Source organism: Streptomyces sp. WAC04114 (assembly GCF_019733245.1).
Taxonomy (GTDB): domain Bacteria; phylum Actinomycetota; class Actinomycetes; order Streptomycetales; family Streptomycetaceae; genus Streptomyces; species Streptomyces massasporeus_A.
Genome location: NZ_JAIGQA010000059.1, coordinates 1 through 20,178, shown reverse-complemented (window position 1 = coordinate 20,178; position 20,178 = coordinate 1). Strand labels below are relative to the sequence as shown.

Genomic DNA, 20,178 nt, shown 5'->3' with positions numbered 1-20,178 from the left:
TGGCAATCCGCGGCGAGAAGATTCGCAAGAGTTGGCATTGATCCAAGGTTGATGGCACTCAGTGCCAGTGCCAGAGTTTCACTGCGGCCCGCCGGACCCGGCCAAAACCGCCCGGAACCGGGGCGCGATTCACTGCCCTGACGTCGGAGATCCCGGCATCCGCGGCGCGGCACGCCGACAGCATTGCTCACCTTCGCCCTCCGGGGTGATTGCGGACCGCATCCCAGCAAGACGACACGCAGTGCCACCTCTGTTCATCCGGACGGCGGGATTGGCAGCCAGTACAGACCGAGGAAACGGTGACAGTCATGGCAGAAGCGACGACGCAGGCGGCCGAGGAACTGGCCAGGCGCTGGGCCACCGACGCGAGGTGGCAGGGCATCGAGCGCACCTACAGCGCCGAGGACGTCGTACGGCTCTCCGGCAGCGTCCGCGAGGAGCACACTCTGGCCCGGCGCGGCGCCGAGCGCTTGTGGCGTCAGCTGCACGAGCTGGACTACGTCCACGCGCTCGGCGCGCTGACCGGCGGCCAGGCGGTGCAGCAGGTCAAGGCGGGCCTGCAGGCGATCTACCTGTCCGGCTGGCAGGTCGCCGCCGACGCCAACCAGGCCGGGCACACCTACCCCGACCAGAGCCTGTACCCGGCCAACTCCGTGCCCCAGGTGGTCCGTCGGATCAACAACGCCCTCCTGCGCGCCGACCAGATCGCCACCAGCGAGGGTGACAGCTCGACCGACTGGCTGGCGCCGATCGTCGCCGACGCCGAGGCCGGGTTCGGCGGACCCCTGAACGCCTTCGAGCTGACCAAGGGCATGATCGCCGCGGGCGCCGCCGGCATCCACTACGAGGACCAGCTCGCCTCCGAGAAGAAGTGCGGCCACCTCGGCGGCAAGGTTCTGGTGCCGACCTCGCAGCACATCCGCACCCTGAACGCGGCCCGTCTCGCCGCCGACATCGCCGACACGCCGACGGTGATCATCGCCCGCACGGACGCGCTGGCCGCCAACCTGCTGACCAGCGACGTCGACGAGCGCGACGCCGAGTTCGTCACCGGTGAGCGGACTGCGGAGGGGTTCTACCGGGTTCGCAACGGCATGGCGCCGGTCATCGCCCGCGGCCTGGCCTACGCCCCGTACGCCGACCTCATCTGGGTGGAGACCGGCACCCCCGACCTCGCCCAGGCCCGCGAGTTCGCCGAGGCCATCCACGCCCAGTACCCGGACCAGATGCTGGCGTACAACTGCTCGCCCTCCTTCAACTGGAAGGCCGCGCTGGACGACGACCAGATCGCCAAGTTCCAGCGCGAACTCGGCGCCATGGGCTACAAGTTCCAGTTCATCACGCTGGCCGGGTTCCACTCCCTCAACCACGGCATGTTCGACCTGGCCCGCGGCTACGCCGAGCACGGCATGACCGCCTACGTCGACCTCCAGGAGCGGGAGTTCGCCGCCCAGGCCCACGGCTTCACCGCCGTCAAGCACCAGCGTGAGGTCGGCACGGGCTACTTCGACCTGGTGTCGACGGCCGTCAATCCTGCCTCTTCCACGACCGCGCTGGCCGGTTCCACGGAGGAAGAGCAGTTCCACTAGGCCGCCGGGCCGGACACCTGCCGGCCGGCCGGCCCTCGGCCGAGCGGAGGGGGACGAACCGTCTCCGTCTCCCTCCGCTCCCATCCCTCAGGAGAGCCCGATGTCCACCACCGCACTCACCCACCAGGTCCGTGTCCTCGCCGCCCCCGGTCACCGGCACGAGGAGATCCTCACCCCCGCCGCCCTGGAGTTCATCGGCCGGCTGGCCGAGGCGTTCGAGCCGCGCCGGCGGGATCTCATGAAGGAACGCCGCCGGCAGGTACTGCGGCTGGCATCGGGCTCGCCTCTCGAATTCCCCATGGTCACGGCCGCTGTGCGCGACGACCCGACCTGGCGGGTGGCGCCGCCCGCCCCCGGTCTGACCGACCGGCGTGTGGAGATCACCGGCCCGCCCGACCGGCGCATGGCCGTCAACGCGCTCAACTCCGGCGCCAAGGTGTGGATGGCGGACTTCGAGGACGCCACCGCTCCCCTCTGGGACAACGTCATCGGCGGGCAGCTCACCCTGCTCGACGCCATCGAGCGCCGTATCGACTTCACCACACCGGAGGGCAAGGAGTACCGGCTCGGCGAGGAGCTCGCCACCATCGTGGTCCGGCCGCGCGGCTGGCACCTCGACGAGGAGCACCTGGAGTACGACGGCCGGCCCGTGCCCGCCGCCCTCGTCGACTTCGGCCTGTACTTCTTCCACTGCGCCCAGCGTCAGATCGACGCCGGGTACGGCCCGTACTTCTACCTCCCCAAGCTGGAGAACCGCTGCGAGGCCCGCCTCTGGAACGACATCTTCGTGCTCGCCCAGGAACTGCTCGGTATCCCGCGCGGCACGATCCGGGCCACCGTTCTCATCGAGACGATCACCGCCGCGTTCGAGATGGAGGAGATCCTCTACCAACTCCGCGAACACAGCTCCGGACTCAACGCGGGCCGCTGGGACTACCTGTTCAGCCTGATCAAGACCTTCGGCCACCGCACCGACTTCCTCCTCCCCGACCGGGCGAAGGTGACGATGACGGCCCCCTTCATGCGGGCCTACACCGAACTCCTCGTCCGCACCTGCCACCGGCGCGGCGCCCACGCCATCGGCGACATGGCCGCCCACGTGCCCGGCAAGGACCCCGCCGCGAACGAGGCCGCGCTCGCCAAGGTCCGGCTGGACAAGGAGCGCGAGGCCGAAGACGGCTTCGACGGCTCCTGGGTCGCCCATCCGGGACTGGTCCCCGTCTGCCGCGCGGTCTTCGACGGTGTCCTCGGCGAGCGCCCCTACCAGCTGGACCGAACCCGCGACGACGTCGAGGTGACCCCGGCCGACCTGTTGTCGGTGCGCCGGATCAGCGGCCCGCCCACCCCGGACGGGGTCCGCACCAACATCGCCGTCGCGCTGCGCTACTTCGCCGCCTGGCTTCGAGGGCAGGGAGCGGTCGCCATCAACGGCCTGATGGAGGACGCGGCCACCGCCGAGATCGCCCGCGTGCAGATCTGGCAGTGGCTACGACACCGGGTCATCGACCGGGCGACCGTGGAGGAGATCGTCGACGACGAGGTGGCAGCGCTCGGCGCCGAGTACCCGTGGGCACCCGTCGACGACATCCGCGCCCTCTTCGAACGGACCGCGCTGACGGGCGAGTTGCCGCTGTTCTTCACCCCGGACGCCTACACCCGGCACCTGGTGCGACGGATGGAGGTCCAGGCATGAGCGCGGTGATCGGACGCGTCGGCGTGGTCGGCGGCGGACAGATGGGAGCAGGCATCGCGGAAGTGTGCGCACGGGCCGGGCTCGACACCGTGGTCTGCGAGGCGGACGCCATCGCCGCCCGCGCCGCCCGCGACCGGATCGCGGGTTCCCTGGACCGTGCTGTACGACGGGGCAAGCTGCCCCGGGAAGCCGCCGGCGACGCCCTCGCCCGGCTCGTCTTCACCAGCAGCCTGGACGACCTCGCCGACCGGCAGCTCGTCGTCGAGGCCGTCATCGAGAACGCCGACGCCAAGACCGAGATCTTCGCCGCGCTCGACAAGATCGTCGAGGATCCGGAGGCGGTGCTCGCCACCAACACCTCCTCCCTGCCGATCATGCGGCTCGGCATGGCCACGAGCCGCGCGGACCGAGTGATCGGGCTGCACTTCTTCAACCCCGTACCCGTGCTGCCCCTGGTGGAGGTCGTGACCTCGCTGCACACCTCGGGCGCGACGACGGCCGCAGTGGAGGACTTCGCGACCCGGGCCCTCGGCAAGACGGTGATCCGTTCCCAGGACCGGGCGGGCTTCGTTGTCAACGCGCTCCTCGTCCCGTATCTGCTGTCGGCGATCCGGATGGCCGAGTCCGGCTTCGCCACCGCCACCGACATCGACACCGGCATGGAGCTCGGCTGCGCCCACCCCATGGGCCCGCTGAAACTCGCCGACCTCATCGGCCTCGACACCGTCGCCTCCATCGCCGAGTCCCTCTACGACGAGTTCAAGGAACCCCTCTACGCCCCTCCCCCGCTGCTCCAGCGGATGGTCGAGGCGGGGCTGCTGGGCCGCAAGACCGGCCGGGGCTTCCACACCTACGACCAGGGCTGAGGGCCTGGTACGACGCGGGCTGAGGGGCTCGCACCGCCGCAGGGGTGAGGGTCCCGCGCGGCGCGACTGGGAAGGGCGGGAAGCGCGAGTGCGGCGCTTCCCGCCCCTCGTCGTCGTTCCCGCCCTCCTCCTCCGACGTGCTCTGTGCCACTTCCAGATCCTGGACGGCTCCCCGCACCGAGGGACGACACCCCGTAGGGTGGCCGGAGCAGCTGGTTCGCCCCGTCCGCCAGACGGGGTGTCGCAAGAGGGAACCCGGTGGGAATCCGGGACTGCCCCGCAGCGGTGAGCGGGAACGACCGCCGTCATACGCACTGGGTCCGACGTACAGGGCCCGGGAAGCGACGGCCAGTAGGTGTCCTCCTCGGTGAACGACGAGGACGTGCCCGCGAGTCCGAAGACCTGCCAACTGCCCGTGCGCGGACCGTTCCGCGCACGGAGATCTCGGTGACCTCGAGGGCGGGTCGGCGTACATACCAGGCGGAGGACCGCGCTGTGCCGCGCGAGGTCGGATCCGTCCGGTTCGTCACCCCTTCGCGTCCTCGTCCCGTCTCCGGGATCTCAGGGAATCGTCTCGCGAAGGAGATCTCCGTGACCAGCAAGTCCGCGGCAGCACGGGCCACCGTGTACGGCTACCCCCGCCAGGGACAGAACCGGGAACTGAAGAAGGCGATCGAGGGCTACTGGAAGGGCCGCGTCACCGCCGACGCCCTCCGCTCCACCGCCGCCGACCTGCGCGCCGCCAACTGGCGGCAGCTCGCCGACGTCGGCATCCACGAGGTGCCGACCGGCGACTTCTCGTACTACGACCACGTTCTCGACACCACCGTCATGGTCGGCGCGATCCCCGAGCGCCACCGCGCCGCCGTCGAGGCCGACGCCCTGGACGGCTACTTCGCCATGGCTCGTGGCACCCAGGATGTCGCGCCGCTGGAGATGACCAAGTGGTTCGACACCAACTACCACTACCTCGTGCCCGAGTTGGGCCCGGACACGGTGTTCAAGGCCGACTCGACGAAGCGGGTCGCCGAGCTGAAGGAGGCCCTGGCGCTGGGCCTGACCGCCCGCCCGGTCCTGGTCGGCCCCGTCACCTACCTCCTCCTCGCCAAGCCCGCCCCCGGCGCCCCCGCGGACTTCGAACCGCTGACCCTCCTCGACCGCCTGCTGCCGGTGTACGCCGAGGTCCTCGCCGACCTGCGCGCGGCCGGCGCCGGGTGGGTCCAGCTGGACGAGCCCGCCTTCGTGCAGGACCGCACGCCTGCGGAACTGAACGCCGTCGAGCGCGCCTACCGCGACCTCGGGGCGCTGACCGACCGGCCGCAGCTGCTGGTCGCCTCGTACTTCGACCGGCTCGGCGAGGCGCTTCCCGTCCTGGCGAAGGCCCCCGTCGAGGGACTCGCCCTGGACTTCACCGAGGCGGCCGCGGCCAACCTCGACGCGCTCGCCGCCGTTGGCGGGCTGCCGGGCAAGCGCCTGGTCGCCGGTGTCGTCAACGGCCGCAACATCTGGATCAACGACCTGTCGAAGTCCCTCTCCACCCTCGGCACCCTGCTGGGCCTCGCCGACCGGGTGGACGTCGCCGCCTCCTGCTCCCTCCTCCACGTGCCCCTCGACACGGGCCTGGAACGGGACATCGAGCCGCAGATTCTGCGCTGGCTCGCCTTCGCCCGGCAGAAGACCGCCGAGATCGTCACCCTCGCGCGCGGCCTCGCCCAGGGCACCGACGCCATCACGGCCGAACTGGCCGCCAACCGCGCCGACCTGGCCTCCCGCACCGGCTCCCCGATCACCCGCGACCCGGCCGTCCGCAACAGCGCCGAGGCCGTCACGGACGCCGACACGCGCCGCTCCCAGCCGTACGGCGAACGCGCCGCGGCCCAGCGCTCCCATCTCGGCCTCCCGCTGCTGCCGACCACCACCATCGGGTCCTTCCCGCAGACCGGCGAACTGCGCGTCGCGCGGGCGGATCTGCGCGCCGGACGGATCGACACCGCCGGCTACGAGGAGCGCATCAAGGCGGAGATCCAGGAGGTCATCTCCTTCCAGGAGAAGACCGGCATCGACGTCCTCGTCCACGGCGAGCCCGAACGCAACGACATGGTCCAGTACTTCGCCGAACAGCTGACGGGGTACCTGGCCACGCAGCACGGCTGGGTCCAGTCGTACGGCACCCGTCACGTCCGCCCGCCGATCCTGGCCGGGGACATCTCCCGCCCCGAGCCGATGACGGTGCGCTGGACGTCGTACGCCCAGTCCCTCACCGACAAGCCGGTCAAGGGCATGCTCACCGGGCCGGTCACCATGCTCGCCTGGTCCTTCGTCCGCGACGACCAGCCCCTCGGCGAGACCGCCCGCCAGGTCGCCCTCGCCCTCCGCGACGAGGTGAACGACCTGGAAACGGCGGGCACATCGGTGATCCAGGTCGACGAGCCCGCACTGCGCGAGACCCTGCCGCTGCGCGCCGCGGATCACACCGGCTATCTGGCATGGGCGACGGAAGCCTTCCGGCTCACCACCGCCGGCGTCCGCCCGGACACCCAGATCCACACCCACATGTGCTACGCCGAGTTCGGCGACATCGTCCAGGCCATCGACGACCTCGACGCCGACGTCATCAGCCTGGAGGCAGCCCGCTCGCACATGCAGGTGGCCCGGGAGCTGGCCGCCCACGGCTACCCGCGCGAGGCCGGGCCGGGTGTCTACGACATCCACTCCCCGCGCGTCCCCAGCGCCGAGGAAGCCGCCGGGCTGCTCCGCACGGGCCTGAGGGCGATCCCGGCCGAGCGGCTGTGGGTCAACCCCGACTGCGGCCTGAAGACCCGCGGCTGGCCCGAGACCCGAGCCTCCCTGGAGAACCTGGTCACCGCCGCCCGCACGGTCCGAGACGAGCTGCCGACCTGCTGACCGTAGGCCCCAGTGGGCCGGGACGCCACGAGCGTCCCGGCCCCGGACGCGCGGCGCCGCCACGACCAAGGCATGAAGAGGGCCCAACGCCCTCCTGGCCAGGTTCAAGTGATGCTTCCGTCTCGACGACGCACCCTCCGAACCGGCGCCAGAAACCCCGTCCTCTCGAACTCCAGGTCCTGGTGGCGGCGCAGCAGGTCCTCGCTCGCGCAGCGCAGACAGTCGACAGTGCAGCCAATGACTTCGGGCGCCTAGGCTCGCGGTATGCGCATCGTCTCCCTGCTGCCCGCCGCGACCGACATCGTGGCCGAGCTCGGCCTCATCGAACGGCTGGTGGGCCGGACCCACGAATGCGACTGGCCTCCCGCCTCGGTGACCGGCGTACCGGTCGTCACGGGTGCGGAATTCGCCCCGGACGACCTCACCAGCCGCGAGATCTCCGACGCCGTCGGCGGCTCGGCGCACTCCGGGTCGTCCCTCTACACCCTCGACACCGAGGCACTGGCCGCGCTCCGTCCGGACGTCGTCCTCACCCAGGACCTGTGCGAGGTGTGCGCCGTGTCGTACGAGAAGGTGAGCCGGGCCGTACGGGTCCTCGACGCCGACACTCGCGTCCTCAGCCTGGAGCCGCGCACCCTCGACGACGTACTGGACTGTCTGGTCACGGTCGGCGACCTGCTCGGGGTGCGGGAGCGGGCCGAGCGGCGTCGGGCGGAGCTGCGGGCCCGGCTCGACCAGGTGCGCGGTGCCGTGGCGGGGCGGGACCGGCCGCGCGTCGTCGCCATCGAGTGGCTCGACCCGCTGTGGCCCGCCGGACACTGGGTGCCGGAGCAGATCACCAGCGCCGGGGGCGAACCGCTGCTCGCCACACCCGGCGAACACACCAAGCCGACGACCTGGGAGGCCGTACGCGCGGCCCGACCCGACGTCGTCCTGGTGCTGCCCTGCGGCTTCGCTCCCGAACGGACGCTGAGAGAACGGGAGTTGCTGACCGCACTGCCCGGCTGGGCGGACCTGCCCGCCGTCCGTGCCGGCCGGGTGTGGGTGCTCGACGGCCCGGCGTACTTCAACCGCCCCGGCCCGCGCGTGGTCCGTGGCGCGGAGGTTGTGGCGCATGTCCTGCACGGTGTGCGGTCCGGGGAGGCGGTTACGGCGGCGGAGGCACGCCCGTTCGAGGACGGCACCGGCCGCTGAAGCGGATCACGACCGGCGCCGGAAGCGGCGCCTGTACCGCAGATGGATCAGCAGGGCGTACAGAAGCGCGAACGCGCTCCAGGCCAGGTACAGGCCGGGGAGTCCGAGGCCCAGGTGGACGCCGAGCAGCCAGCCGAGCGGGATGAGCGTCGTGTAGTCGGCGGTGACGGACGCGGTCATGACCGACCGGCTGTCTCCCGCTGCTCGCAGCAGTGAGCCCCGGGACATCGCGAGCACCATCGGCGCCATGCTCAGCAAGGCCAGAGGCGTGGCCGCCCACGCCAGTTCGGCCACCGCCTTGTCCTCGGTGACCAGGGAGATCAGCGGCGGGCCGAGGGCGAGGGCCACCGCCGACGGCAGGGCGAGCATGAGCAGCAGCAGCCTCGTGCCCGCGCGGTGCCAGGCGTCGGCGCGGCCGGTGTCGCCCCGGCCGAGGTCCTGCCCCGCCAGGACCATCACCGCGGAGGCTCCGGAGGCGAGGACGGTGAAGACCACGAGGAGCAGGTTGTCCACGATGCGGTACGCCGCCAGCTCGTGCGTGCCCATCCGTGCGGCGAAGCCCGCGAGCAGGGCCTCGTTGATGTAGCCGATGCCCATCGTGCTCATCTCCGGCCAGCCGATGCGCCACAGGCCGCGTGTGATGTCCCGGCTGCTGTCGGCGGCGTCGCCGGTCACCCGGGGCAGGCGGGTGCGGCAGTACAGCAGCAGGTAGCCGGTTCCGGCGGCGGTCGCGGCCAGGGTGGCGATCGCGGCGCCGGTGACGCCGAGGCCGGCCCGGAAGATGAGCAGCAGGCCGAGGGGCAGGTTGACCGCGTTGACCAGCAGCGCGGTGTACATGGAGACCCGGGTGGCGCCGATCCCGGCGCAGGCGCCCAACAAGGTGAAGGAGACCGCGGCGACGGGCACGGCCCACGCGAGGACACGCAGATAGGCGGTGCCGGGGCCCACCAGGTCCTCCGGGGCCCCGAGCAGGGTGAGCATGGGCGTGGCCAGCGTGTACAGCAGCGCCCCGACGACGCAACCGGCGGCGAGCGCGGTGACCAGGCCGACCCGCACGACCCGGGCGACCTCGTCGGGGCGTCCCGCGCCGTGCCGCTGGGCGACCTGCACCTGAACGGCGGTCGCCCAGCCCCGTACGACGATGAGCGCGACCAGGTACACCGGCGCGGCGAGCGCGAACGCGCTCAGGGCGTCGGTGGAGAGGCGGGCCAGCATGACCGTGTCGACGATGTTCAGGACGATCTGCGTGAGCCCGGCCACCAGCAGCGGGTACGCCAGCCTCCACACGCCCCGGACGGCCGGCGGGGCCTGTTCCCCACCAGCGGGGTCCTTCGGCGATGTCTCGGTCGCGGAACGGTCGGTCACAGCGCGGCCTGGGCGGCTTCCAGCAGTTCGATGTCCCGGTCGAGCAGGATCAGGGTGTCCACGCGTGAGTCCTTCCAGGCGATGATGCGGTCGATGATGGCGGGGAGGGGTCCGACGAGGGCGACCTGGTCGATCAGCGTGTCGGGGACCGCCGCGATCGCCTCGCCCTTGTGGCCGTCGGCGAGCAGCGTCCGCAGGTCGCGGGCCGGTCCCTCGTATCCCATCTGGCAGGCCACGTCGAAGTACGTGTTGCGTACGCCGGGACCGACCGCGCCGATCAGGTGGGCGAACAGGGGCCGCAGTTCGTCGCGGCCCTGCTCGACCGTGTCGGCGCGGGCCACGTACGGGATCGGGCAGATCCGGATGTCGTCGCGCGCGCGGCCGGCTCGCGCGAGACCTTCGTCCAGGGGGCCGGTCAGAGCCTTCTCGTGCTCGGGCGCGTACATGCCCGAGAGCCAGCCGTCGGCGATCTCGCCGGTCAGCGCCACGCTGCGGGGGCCGATCGCGCCGAGGTAGAGCGGGATGTCGGGGCGCAGCGGCGTCATCTCCGACTTCACCGGCCGGGCCTGTCCGCTGGATCCCGGCCCCCGGTACGGGAGTTGGTAGATCTCGCCGTCGTGTGCGACGCGCTCGGTGCGGGCGATCGCCCGGCGGACGATGTCGACGTACTCGCGGGTCCGCCGCAGCGGTCGGTCGTACGGCTGCCCGTGCCAGCCCTCGACGATCCACGGGACGGACAGGCCGAGTCCGAGCCGGAAACGGCCGCCGGACAGCATGTCGAGGGTCATCGCGGTCATGGCGGTGGCGGCCGGGGTGCGCGCCGGGATCTGCATGATGGCGGTGCCGAGTTCGATCCGCTCGGTCCTGGCGGCGAGGTAGCCGAGGACGCTGACGGCGTCGGGGCCGTACTCCTCCACGCTCCACACCGAGTCGACACCGATCTGCTCGGCGCGCTCGACGATCGGCAGGACCTGCTCGATCGGTTCTCCGCCGTAGCCGAGGGCCAGCCCGAGGCGCATGCGGGCTCCTTCCGTGGGTGGTGACGGGGGTCGCGTGCGGTGTTCAACTGTCGAACTGTCAGGAGAACGGGAGGGGTTCGAGTACGGGGTCCGCCTCCGCCAGCGGGCCGGGCACCCAGCCGCGGGCGACCGGTTCCTCGTACAGCCGGCGCCCGCCCAGGAAGGGGAAGGCGGCCGGGGCGTTGCAGCTGAGTCCGGGCACGAGCACACGGGTGACGTGGAGGCCGGCGGCCCGAACCTCCTGTGTCGTCAGATCGACGGCGATGGCGCGCGGACCTGACGTGGTCGCGGTGCCGGAGCCGGCCCCGGGTGGCGTGGGACGGGATGGGCCGGGCGCGCGCAACCGATCGAGCCGGGAGCCCTGCGTGCGGGGGTCGAGGTGGTACTGCACGTGGAGGCGTACGTCGTTGATGTCGCGCAGATCGGCCCGGAAGTCGTCCCGGTAGGCCCGGTCGTTCCGGTACGGACGGTAGGGGCGGTGGCTGTAACGGCCCGCGCGGAGTCCGGTCCAGAAGTCGCCGTCGTATTCCAGCAGTTCCAGGCCGGTCTCGTGCATGCCGATCGCCTCGGTGAGCGCCTTGGCCGCCGCGGCCTCGGCGGTGGAGCGGCTGGCGCTGCCGAACGCGACCAGCCGGCGGGCCGGATCCTCGATGAACGCCCCGACGACGATGACGTCGAAGGTCGAGGGAATGAGCAGGAGGGTCACCTGGAGGCCGGCGGCCCGGGCCTCGCCGACGGCGGCGGCGACAGCACCGCCCGGCTCCGGGACGAGTGCCGTTGCCGGCGCGCCGCTCAGCCACCACACGGTGACGGCGTCACGCTCCAGCACTTCCTCCAGAGCGGCGCGTCGCGCCCGTTCGGGGCTGCGGCCTGCGGCCGTGCCCGCCAGAAGGGGGTAGTTGGTGGGTGGCTCGGTGGCGTGCGGGCCACGGAAGTAGTTGACGTACGCCAGTGACGCGGGGACGAGGATCTCTTCGCCGTCGGTGAGGTCCGTGCCCGGCACCCAGGCGACCTCCAGGTCGCTCGCCATCGGGACGAAAGGAAGGCCGCGCTGGGCGTACTGGGACGGCGAGTAGAGAGCGAACTCACGAGGGTCGACCGCGGGCGTCCCCGCTCGGGCCAGCTGCCCGTAGGACACGAGGGGCAGTGCGGGCGGAACGGCGTTGCCGCAGTAGCGTTCGACCGCCTCGCCCATGGCCGCGTCGCGCGCCCGGTCGTGGTCGCCGAGCGCGGCGCCACCGGTGACGGTGTCGACGGCGTAAGGGGCCGACGCCGAGCGTGCCGACAGATGGGCGCTGTACGAGACGCAGCTCGGCACGGTCTCGACACGGGGGCGGTCGCGGGTGACCCGCTCGATCAGACCTGGCAGCACGGCGTTTCGCGTTCCTCTCCGGCTTGGCGGTACGGCGCGTGCGGGGGCGGGCGGCAGGGGGAGTTGGCGGGGAGTGACGGCACGTCACTCCCCGCCGCGGTGCTCAGCTTTCGGTCTGCTCGTCCTCGACGTCCTCACGCCACTCGAACGGGGCGTCGATCGCCGGGGTGTGGGACTTCAGTCCCTTCTGGGGTTCCTCGGGCTCGGCCCAGCCGTGGTGCGCCATAGGGGTCCTCCTCAGATCGGAGCACAGGACCTGCCAACTCTCATGCACACCCTGTGCAGTTGCGAGCTGATAGCAATAAGACACTGAGGCGGCCGACTCGTACTCGCAATACCCGTTTCCGGCCGGGATCCGAGGAATTCATCCGGCCAGCGAGAAGAATTCATCCGGCCAGCGAGCAGTCCTCGCACTTCACTCCCGAAGGCACCCGGTAATACAGGCAACAACTACGCCTGCGGAAACCGAGATCGGGTCCGACGACTTTTCCGGTACCGGGCAGCCGGCCGGTGTCGAGCAGGCCGGCGACGACATCGGCGAGGGGTTCCCGCAGATCCGCTCTTGCCGCCAGAACGGCGCGGGCCGCCTCGACGAGCGCCGAGGCCGCGTTCCCTGCGAGCAGTCCGGGGGCCACCTTGACGTGCAGCCCAGCGGCCAGTGCGTCCAGATGCCGGGTCATGACCATCTCGTACAGCACGTCCGTGAGCTGCGCGGCCTCCGGCGCGTACCAGCCGACGGGGGCTGCGGGCAGGCGCAGTGCGGGGCCGTCGTCGGCGCGGAACAGTCGGGTCAGGTCCGGGACGATGCCGTGCACGACGGTGCAGGCCAGCACCGGTGACCACAGGTGCGCGGCGTGTCCGAGCTGCACGATGGAGGCACCGATGCGCAGTTCGCGGGTGGCGTAGCGGTCGGCGGTCGCGGTGATCAGGTCGGCGAAGCCGCGGGCGTACGTCTCCTCGACCGGGTGCCATCCGGCGTCCGGACCGCCGAGCTCGATCGAGAAGAAGGAACCGAGGGACCCGACGTCCTTGAGGGCTTCGGCGACTGCGGGCGCGGGTGCCTGCCGCAGAGCATTCACATCGACTCCCGTATGTATGGTCATGGGCCGAATTCGGGTCTCCGATTCGAATTCGGGTGTGCCGAATTCAGGCTCCGAGCATGACGAGCATGGCGAGGAAATCTCCTCGGCATTTCATGGAACACACTGCGCATCAGGCCGTCGTCAAGGAATCATCACCTCTTTCCGAAGCGATCGGCACCGGAAAGCAGCGTGATGTGCGGTACGCCGGTGCGCGGGTGCTTGGTCACCTCCGCGTCGACGCGGTAGACGTCGGCCAGCAGTTCGGTGGTGAGGACCTCCGCGGGAGGCCCGGTGGTCACGACGCGGCCGCCGTCCATCACGCAGATCCGGTCGCAGAACGCGGCGGCCAGGTTGAGGTCGTGGAGGGCGACGAGGGCCGTCACGCCGAGCCGGCGGACGAGGCGCAGGGTGTCGAGCTGGTGGCGCAGGTCGAGGTGGTTGGTCGGCTCGTCCAGCACCATCGTGCCCGCCCGCTGGGCGAGGGCCCGGGCGATGAGCACGCGCTGTTTCTCACCGCCCGACAGCCGGGTGAAGGGGGCCTGCGCGAGGCCGGCCGCGTCGAGTTCGTCCAGCGCGGCCATGATGATGGCGCGGTCGTCGGCGTCGTCCCCGTCGAAGGGCCGCTTGTGCGGGGTGCGGCCCATGGCCACCACGTCGTGGACCGAGAGCTCGAAGTCGGCGGCCGACTCCTGCAGAACGGCGGCGAGTCGGCGCGCCAGGCTCTTGCCGGACATCCGCCGGACGTCCTGCCCGTCGAGCAGCACCCGTCCCGAGGTGGGGCGCAGGGCTCGGTAGACCGTGCGCAACAGGGTGGACTTGCCAGCGCCGTTGGGGCCGACGAGCCCCACCACCTCGCCGGCCGCCACGCGCAGGGACGCCCGGTCCACCAGTGCCCGTCCGTCGACGACGACCGAGACGTCCTCCACGGCCAGGGTGCCGGGTGCGGCCGTGGCCGTCATCGCGCCGGTCGCTGTGGCTGTCTTTGTCGTCACGCTGTCCTGCGTCATGCTGTCCTCCGTCGCATCAGCCACAGGAAGAAGGGGCCGCCGACCAGGGCGGTGAGGATGCCCACGGGGATCTCCTCCGGGCTCATGACCGTGCGCGCCGCCAAATCGGCAGCGATGAGGAAGGCCGCCCCGAGCAGGGCCGCGGCGGGCAGCGCACGGCGGTGGTCGGCGCCGACGAGCAGCCGTACCACATGCGGCATGATCAGACCGACGAAGCCGATCTGGCCGCTGACCGCGACGATCGTGCCGATGATCAACGCGACCAGCGTGAACATCGCGGCACGGAAACGGTGCACGTCCAGACCGAGCGCGACCGCGGCCTCCTCCCCCGCCAGGAGCAGGTTGAGGGACCGGCAGACACCGAGCAGGACGGCCGTGCCGAGCAGGACGGCACCGACGGGGATCCACACCACCGTCCAGGTCGTGCCGCCCAGCCCGCCGAGCATCCAGCGCAGCGCCGACTGCGTCTTGTGCGGGTCGTCGGAGGTGACGACCAGGAAGCTGGCGAGAGCCGACAGCACCTCGGCCATCGCCACGCCCGCCAGTACCAGCCGAACGGTGGTCATCCGGCCGCCGGACCTGGCCAGGAAGTAGACGGCGACCAGCGCGGCGAGAGCGCCGAGGAACGCCGCAACCGGCAGTGAGAACACCCCGAACAGGGCGAGGTTGAAGACGACGACCAGCACCGCGCCGACCGTGGCACCCGAGGAGACCCCGAGCAGCATCGGGTCCGCGAGCGGGTTGCGCACCAGGGCCTGCAGGGCCATCCCGCATACGGCCAGGCCCGCGCCGACGACACCGGCCAGCAGCACGCGCGGCAGCCGTACGTCGATGACGATCGTCTCGCGGACCGGAGTCCAGGTCGGGTCGGCCAGCGCCGGATGCACGCGGTGCAGCAGGATGCCCCACACCTGGTCGGCCGGGACGCCGATGGATCCGACGGCGATCCCGAACGTGGCCGAGACCAGGACGAGCGCGCCGAGCAGCAGGAGCACGAGCGGGTAGGGAATCCGTTTGCGGCCCGGGACTATGACGTCACCGCCGACCGCTCTCCGGAAGCTCGCCTCCGATCCGGCGCCCGCGTCCTTCTCCTCGGTCACGCCCGCCGCGTCGGTCGCGCCGCTCACTTGAAGCGATCCGGGTGGATCTGGCGGGCCAGGGACTCCACGGCGGCCGGCACCCGGACGCCCAGCACCGTGGACGACAGGGGCAGCACGGCGAACCGCTTGTTCCTGATGGCAGGTACGTCCTTGAGCGCCGGGTTCGACAGCAGGAACTTCTTCTTGTCCTCGACCGACTGGTCGCCGTAGTCGTAGATGACGATGACCTCGGGCGCCCGCTCGGCCACCTGCTCGAACGACACGTCGCCGAACGCCTTGTCCACATCGGCGAAGAGGTTCACCGCGCCCGCCTGCTTGATCATCTCGTTGCCGATGCCCGCCCCGCCGGCGGTGAAGGCGGTCTTGTCGCCGCTGTCGTAGACGAAGAGCTTGACCGGCGTGACTCCGGCGAGCTTGCTCTCGACCGTGTCGAGGGTGGCGTGGAGCTTCTTCAGCTCCTTGTCGGCTCGTTCCGGCACCCCGAAGATCTTGGCCACGTTCCGGATCTCCCGGTCCATCGAGTCCATGGTCACGGGCCCGGAGGGGCATTCCTCGATGTTCAGGTAGGAGTTGATCCCGGCTTTGGACAAGGCGTCGCGGCTGCGGCCCTCCTTCTCGTCGAAGGTGCTGGCGAAACCGCCGTAGGCGAAGTCGGGTTCGGCGGCCAGCAGCGTTTCGAAGGACGGGTACTCCTTCGCGATGACCTTGATGCCGCCGTACGCGTCCTGGTACTCGGGGAGGATCTTGTCGTCGAGGTAGGCCGTGCCCACCATCGACTTCTCCAGGCCCAGCGCCAGCATGACCTCGGTCGCGTGCTGGTTCAGCGACACCGCGCGTTGCGGAGGACGCTGATAGGTCGTCTTCACACCGCAGTTGGAGAGGGTGACGGGGAAGCCGTCGACGGCGGAGCCCGCCTGCGCGGCGTCGTCCCGGGTGGCGCTCCCGCCACAGCCGGATATCAGCAGGGCCGCGGCGGCGATCGCCGACAGCAGGGACATCGGGCGCTTGCCCATCATGGAATGGGTCCTCTCACCGCGGGGTGGAACGGGAACGGTCCGGACTGGCTGGTGGTCCGGAGGACGGCCGGGTATGACAGCCGGCCGGAGTGGCTGAAATCGATCGCGTCGGGGCGATCAGGGCGGGTCTGGTGGGGTCGGGAGTCGTCGAGTCAGTCGCGTCGAGTCAGGCGCGGCAGCTGTCGAGCCGCCGCGGCAGCCGATGACACGGAGTTCCCGGCCCGGGCACGCCGAGGCGGGGTGAAGAGGTAGAGGTCCAGGATGTCCGGCAGTTCCGCGATGCCCGGTCCGCCCGCCCGTACCCAGGCGGCGATGTCCTCGGTCGCGGCGGGATCGTTGACGAGGCCGAACCAGACCGGACGGCCACCGGCGGCACGCCCCTCGGACGAAGGCTGCACGACGATCACATTCGCCTGCTCGCACACGTCGAGACACTCGGTGACCCGGACCGGGGCGTCCTCGGCCAGACGCGCGGTCTGCTCACCGTGGTCCACACCGGTCACCTTCGGACTGCCGCAGCAGCAGTCCCGGCACACCACGACCCGGCACGGCACCGCACCGTCCCGCGACACCGCCATGGGCATCCCGACACACCCGCCTCCCCGGGGAAATCCGCCCCAGTCATATCGAGGAGGCGACCGCGTGAGTCTCCTGGCTCTCGGGTCAGTGCTCGTCCCGGCCTTCCCACCCGCGTCCGGGCAGTGGTCTGTTCGGGATCCGCTCGCCGATCACAGTGGCGGTACCGCGCCGGATTCACACCGGCTTCCTCGTTCCGCCGTCGCCTTTGTCGCGGGCCATCATGGCAGAAGGACACGTCATCTCATACGCCCGCGGAGCAATGAGCCGTGGTGAAGCGCGGCACACGACCCGCGCACGAATGCACTGCGCGCTGCCTCCCTTGACCGCGAACCGGGACAGCCGAAGGGCTCCCGCGAGTCATGTCCTCGCGGAAGCCCTTCGTCATACCGCCTGCAAGTGAAGGTTGAGAAGACGATCACGAGCAGGACATCTGCGCCGACGCGGCTACGGCATCACCACGCTCACGGCGCGAGCAGCAGGCTGTCACCGCGTTCCTTGGCGGAGGCGTAGCGCTTGGCGACGTCCTGCCAGTTGACGACCTGCCACATGGCCTCGATGAAGTCGACCTTCTGGTTCTTGTACTGGAGATAGAAGGCGTGCTCCCAGGCGTCGAAGACCAGGATCGGGGTCGAGCCCTGGCCGACATTGCCCTGGTGGTCGTAGACCTGCTCGACGATGAGGCGCCCGCTCAGGGGCTCGTACGCGAGCACACCCCAGCCCGACCCCTGCGTGGTGGCCGACGCCTTGGACAGCTGCGCCTTGAAGTTGGCGAAGGACCCGAAGGACTCGGCGATGGCGTCCGCCAGCTCGCCCACGCCGTCCTTCTCCAGCGGCTCGCCGCCGCCCTCACCGGTCATGTTGTGCCAGTAGATGCTGTGCAGGATGTGGCCGGAGAGGTGGAAGGCCAGGTTCTTCTCCAGGCCGTTGATCGACCCCCACGACTCCTTGTCCCGGGCCTCCGCCAGCTGCTCCAGCGTGTCGTTGGCGCCCTTGACGTAGGCCGCGTGGTGCTTGTCGTGGTGCAGCTCGATGATCTCCGGGCTGATGACCGGAGCGAGCGCCGAGTAGTCGTACGGAAGCTCCGGGAGGCTGTACACCGGCATGTCCAACGTCCTCCGACATAATTGCGAATGGTATGCAGTTGCACGCTAACAGCAAAAGAGGTCGCACGCTGATCAGGAATTGGTCCTAGGACCGCGGTCGCGTCGCACAGCCAGGGGGCGTTCGTACTGTTGCAAGAGACTCGTGACCAGCGGCCGGAGACCGTACAGCCGGAGCACCGCGCCTCATTGATGCGACACGGACTGCGCTGCACACCGGGCCGTCTGCGCATCCTCGCGCTCCTGCATGCATCCGGGCTCCATCTCTCCACCGCCGAGGCCCGTACCGGACTGGCACGGAGGGGGAAGGCCGTCCACACCACCACGGTCTACCGCACCCTGGAAACCCTGGAGGCCGTGGGCCTGGTCCACGCGGTCCCCGGTCCGGGCCCGACGCGCTATGGCATCACGGGCGAGCCGCATCACCACATCGTGTGCGGGCTGTGCGGCCGTGTCGCGGCACTGGCCCGCGAACATCTGACGGAAGCGGTGGGGCGGATCGAGGAGCTGACCGGGCTGCGGCCCGACGCATCGGGATCGCTGCTCGTCTACGGCCGGTGCTCGCGATGCGCCGTCCGAACGAAGGGACGTGACGCAGAGCCGGGAGGGTGCGGAGCTGCGTCCGAGGACTGGACGTGTCAGGCAAGACGGCGCCCCGCACCCTCTTTCAGTCTTGCGCAGCCCGGTATCTTCTTGCAATAGGTTCGTTATTGCGATCGACTTGCAATAGGAGGTGGGCGATGGGCTCTCCGATCGTTCTCGGCATCGAGTCGTCCTGCGACGAGACCGGTGCCGGCCTGGTCCGGGACGGGCGGCTGCTGGGGCATGCGGTGGCGTCGAGCATGGACGAGCACGCCCGTTACGGCGGGGTGGTCCCCGAGATCGCCGCCCGGGCACACGTCCACTCCGTCCGTCCGGTGATCCAGCAGGCTTTGGACGAGGCCGGCTTGCGACTGTCCGACATCGGCGCCGTCGCCGTCACCACCGGGCCGGGCCTGTCCGGCGCGCTGCAAGTGGGCCTCGCGGGGGCGAAGGGAGTCGCGTACGCGCTGGGCGTCCCGCTGTACGGCGTCCACCACCTCGCCGGTCACGTCGCCGCCGACACCCTGGAGCACGGGCCACTGCCGACCCCCTGCATGGTGCTGATCGTCTCCGGTGGACATCCGTCCTTGCTGTTGGTCCGCGATCTGGCCCGCGACCCGATCCTCCATCTCGGCGACACCCTCGACGACGCGGCAGGGGAGTGCTTCGACAAGGTCGCTCGGGTCTTCGGGCTGCCGTATCCCGGCGGGCCGGCCATCGACCGGGCAGCGCGCGTGGGGGATCCGCGCGCTGTCCCCTTCCCCCGCCCGCTGACGGGCCCGCGCGACGAGCCGTACGCCTTCTCCTTCTCGGGGCTCAAGACGGCCGCCGCCCGCTGGGCCGAGGGTCACGCAGGCCGAGAACTGCCCGTGGCCGACGGGGCGGCCTCGCTCCAGGAGGCGGTGGCGGACGTACCCACCCGCAAGGCGGTCGCTGCCTGTGAGGAGTACGGGGTGGGCACATTGGTCGTGGTCGGAGGAGTCGCCGCGAACTCACGTGTGCGGTCGCTGGCCGAGGAGCGCTGCCGGGCCGCGGGCATCCGACTGCGCGTACCGCCGCTGTGGTTGTGCACGGACAACGGCGCGATGATCGCCGCCGTCGGCGACCTCCTGGTGCGGGCGGGAGCCGAACCCGCCCCGCTGGACGTGTCGATCGACCCGTCGGCCCCGCTGGCGTACGCGGCCCTGCACCCGATCGCGGCGCCGACGAGGGCGGTGGCGGCCTGATGAGCATCGCCATCCGCGTCTTCAAAGGAGCTGAACTGCTCGCCCACGCGGACGAGTTGCGCACTGTGTACGTCGACGCCTTCTGCGCCCCGCCCTGGGACGAGGACGAGGAGAAGGCAACGGAGTTCGTGGACCGACTCCCGGCGAACGTACGTCGGCCGGGCTTCACCGCCGTAATCGCCGTAGAGAGGGAGGAGATCCTCGGGTTCGCCACCGCCTGGACGACCCTCGCCCCCTTCCCCACCGACCGCTGCTACCCCCAGGCGGCGGCCGGTCTGGGCGCCGCCCACACCGCCGACTGGCTCGTCGGCGCCCGCGAGATAGACGAGCTCGCGGTCCGCGCCGATGCCCGGGGCAGCGGCCTCGCCGCCGACCTCCTGGAAGCGGTCACGGAGGACGCCCCCGAGGACCGCTCCTGGCTGCTGACGTCCGTCCGGTCGCCACGGGCCATGTCCTTCTACCGCCACCAGGGCTGGACCCAGGC

Annotated in this window: 18 protein-coding genes and 2 riboswitches; of the genes, 8 read left to right on the top strand and 10 right to left on the bottom strand. The window is 70.9% G+C overall.

From position 1 onward, the window contains the following. Window positions 1-308: 308 nt before the first annotated feature. The 5 genes from aceA to K4G64_RS17755 all read left to right on the top strand — a co-directional run bounded on the left by aceA (window position 309) and on the right by K4G64_RS17755 (window position 8,246). On the top strand, window positions 309-1,589 hold the full coding sequence (gene aceA / locus K4G64_RS17775) for an isocitrate lyase (RefSeq protein ID WP_221757016.1): 1,281 nt from the start codon (window positions 309-311) through the stop codon (window positions 1,587-1,589). A gap of 100 nt (window positions 1,590-1,689) precedes the next feature. Then, entirely contained in the window at window positions 1,690-3,282 is a 1,593-nt protein-coding gene (aceB, locus tag K4G64_RS17770; RefSeq protein ID WP_221757015.1) for a malate synthase A, read from the top strand. Next, entirely contained in the window at window positions 3,279-4,148 is an 870-nt protein-coding gene (locus K4G64_RS17765; RefSeq protein ID WP_221757014.1) for a 3-hydroxybutyryl-CoA dehydrogenase, read from the top strand. Before aceB ends, K4G64_RS17765 begins: the two co-directional genes overlap by 4 nt. 211 nt (window positions 4,149-4,359) lie before the next feature. Further along, window positions 4,360-4,559: riboswitch (cobalamin riboswitch) on the top strand. A gap of 180 nt (window positions 4,560-4,739) precedes the next feature. Next, a complete protein-coding gene (gene metE, locus K4G64_RS17760; protein WP_374206423.1) occupies window positions 4,740-7,052 on the top strand; it encodes a 5-methyltetrahydropteroyltriglutamate--homocysteine S-methyltransferase in 2,313 nt (770 codons plus the stop codon). 264 nt (window positions 7,053-7,316) lie between these two features. Next, window positions 7,317-8,246 (top strand): cobalamin-binding protein, encoded by a 930-nt coding sequence (locus tag K4G64_RS17755; protein WP_221757013.1) that lies wholly within the window; start codon window positions 7,317-7,319, stop codon window positions 8,244-8,246. A 6-nt stretch (window positions 8,247-8,252) separates the two neighbouring features. Here the strand turns inward: K4G64_RS17755 and K4G64_RS17750 are convergent, their stop codons facing one another. The 10 genes from K4G64_RS17750 to K4G64_RS17710 all read right to left on the bottom strand — a co-directional run bounded on the left by K4G64_RS17750 (window position 8,253) and on the right by K4G64_RS17710 (window position 17,889). Continuing rightward, complete coding sequence (locus K4G64_RS17750) at window positions 8,253-9,533, bottom strand: MATE family efflux transporter (RefSeq protein WP_221757012.1); 1,281 nt, start codon at window positions 9,531-9,533, stop codon at window positions 8,253-8,255. A 74-nt stretch (window positions 9,534-9,607) separates the two neighbouring features. Further along, window positions 9,608-10,630, bottom strand: a complete 1,023-nt coding sequence (locus K4G64_RS17745) for an LLM class F420-dependent oxidoreductase (protein WP_221757011.1) — start codon at window positions 10,628-10,630, stop codon at window positions 9,608-9,610. A gap of 58 nt (window positions 10,631-10,688) precedes the next feature. Beyond that, the gene (locus tag K4G64_RS17740; protein WP_221757010.1) at window positions 10,689-12,002 is read right to left on the bottom strand and encodes a YcaO-like family protein; all 1,314 of its coding nucleotides are present in this window, start codon (window positions 12,000-12,002) and stop codon (window positions 10,689-10,691) included. Between the two features lie 103 nt (window positions 12,003-12,105). Beyond that, window positions 12,106-12,228 carry a hypothetical protein gene (locus K4G64_RS40205; RefSeq protein WP_260460595.1) on the bottom strand — a complete coding sequence of 41 codons (123 nt, stop codon included), beginning with the start codon at window positions 12,226-12,228 and terminating at the stop codon, window positions 12,106-12,108. A 160-nt stretch (window positions 12,229-12,388) separates the two neighbouring features. Further along, window positions 12,389-13,105: a (2Fe-2S)-binding protein gene (locus K4G64_RS17735; protein ID WP_221757009.1), complete on the bottom strand. Its 717-nt coding sequence runs from the start codon at window positions 13,103-13,105 to the stop codon at window positions 12,389-12,391. Between the two features lie 131 nt (window positions 13,106-13,236). Continuing rightward, window positions 13,237-14,043 carry an ABC transporter ATP-binding protein gene (locus tag K4G64_RS17730; protein WP_221757031.1) on the bottom strand — a complete coding sequence of 269 codons (807 nt, stop codon included), beginning with the start codon at window positions 14,041-14,043 and terminating at the stop codon, window positions 13,237-13,239. 44 nt (window positions 14,044-14,087) lie between these two features. Beyond that, window positions 14,088-15,218 carry a FecCD family ABC transporter permease gene (locus tag K4G64_RS17725; RefSeq protein WP_374206422.1) on the bottom strand — a complete coding sequence of 377 codons (1,131 nt, stop codon included), beginning with the start codon at window positions 15,216-15,218 and terminating at the stop codon, window positions 14,088-14,090. Continuing rightward, window positions 15,215-16,207, bottom strand: a complete 993-nt coding sequence (locus K4G64_RS17720; RefSeq protein WP_221757008.1) for an ABC transporter substrate-binding protein — start codon at window positions 16,205-16,207, stop codon at window positions 15,215-15,217. Before K4G64_RS17720 ends, K4G64_RS17725 begins: the two co-directional genes overlap by 4 nt. A 152-nt stretch (window positions 16,208-16,359) precedes the next feature. Further along, window positions 16,360-16,791 (bottom strand): (2Fe-2S) ferredoxin domain-containing protein, encoded by a 432-nt coding sequence (locus tag K4G64_RS17715; RefSeq protein WP_260460594.1) that lies wholly within the window; start codon window positions 16,789-16,791, stop codon window positions 16,360-16,362. A gap of 39 nt (window positions 16,792-16,830) precedes the next feature. Further along, a riboswitch (cobalamin riboswitch) is annotated at window positions 16,831-17,025 on the bottom strand. 222 nt (window positions 17,026-17,247) lie between these two features. Beyond that, complete coding sequence (locus tag K4G64_RS17710) at window positions 17,248-17,889, bottom strand: superoxide dismutase (RefSeq protein WP_221757007.1); 642 nt, start codon at window positions 17,887-17,889, stop codon at window positions 17,248-17,250. Window positions 17,890-18,078: 189 nt separating this feature from the next. Here K4G64_RS17710 and K4G64_RS17705 point away from each other — a divergent pair, with 189 nt between their 5' ends. From K4G64_RS17705 to K4G64_RS17695, 3 genes are all read left to right on the top strand, one after another. Beyond that, window positions 18,079-18,588, top strand: a complete 510-nt coding sequence (locus tag K4G64_RS17705) for a Fur family transcriptional regulator (RefSeq protein WP_221757006.1) — start codon at window positions 18,079-18,081, stop codon at window positions 18,586-18,588. A gap of 38 nt (window positions 18,589-18,626) precedes the next feature. Further along, window positions 18,627-19,694, top strand: a complete 1,068-nt coding sequence (gene tsaD / locus K4G64_RS17700) for a tRNA (adenosine(37)-N6)-threonylcarbamoyltransferase complex transferase subunit TsaD (protein ID WP_221757005.1) — start codon at window positions 18,627-18,629, stop codon at window positions 19,692-19,694. Continuing rightward, window positions 19,694-20,178: GNAT family N-acetyltransferase (locus K4G64_RS17695; protein WP_221757004.1), on the top strand; the 485-nt coding region annotated here is incomplete at its 3' end. The genes tsaD and K4G64_RS17695, both read left to right, overlap by 1 nt.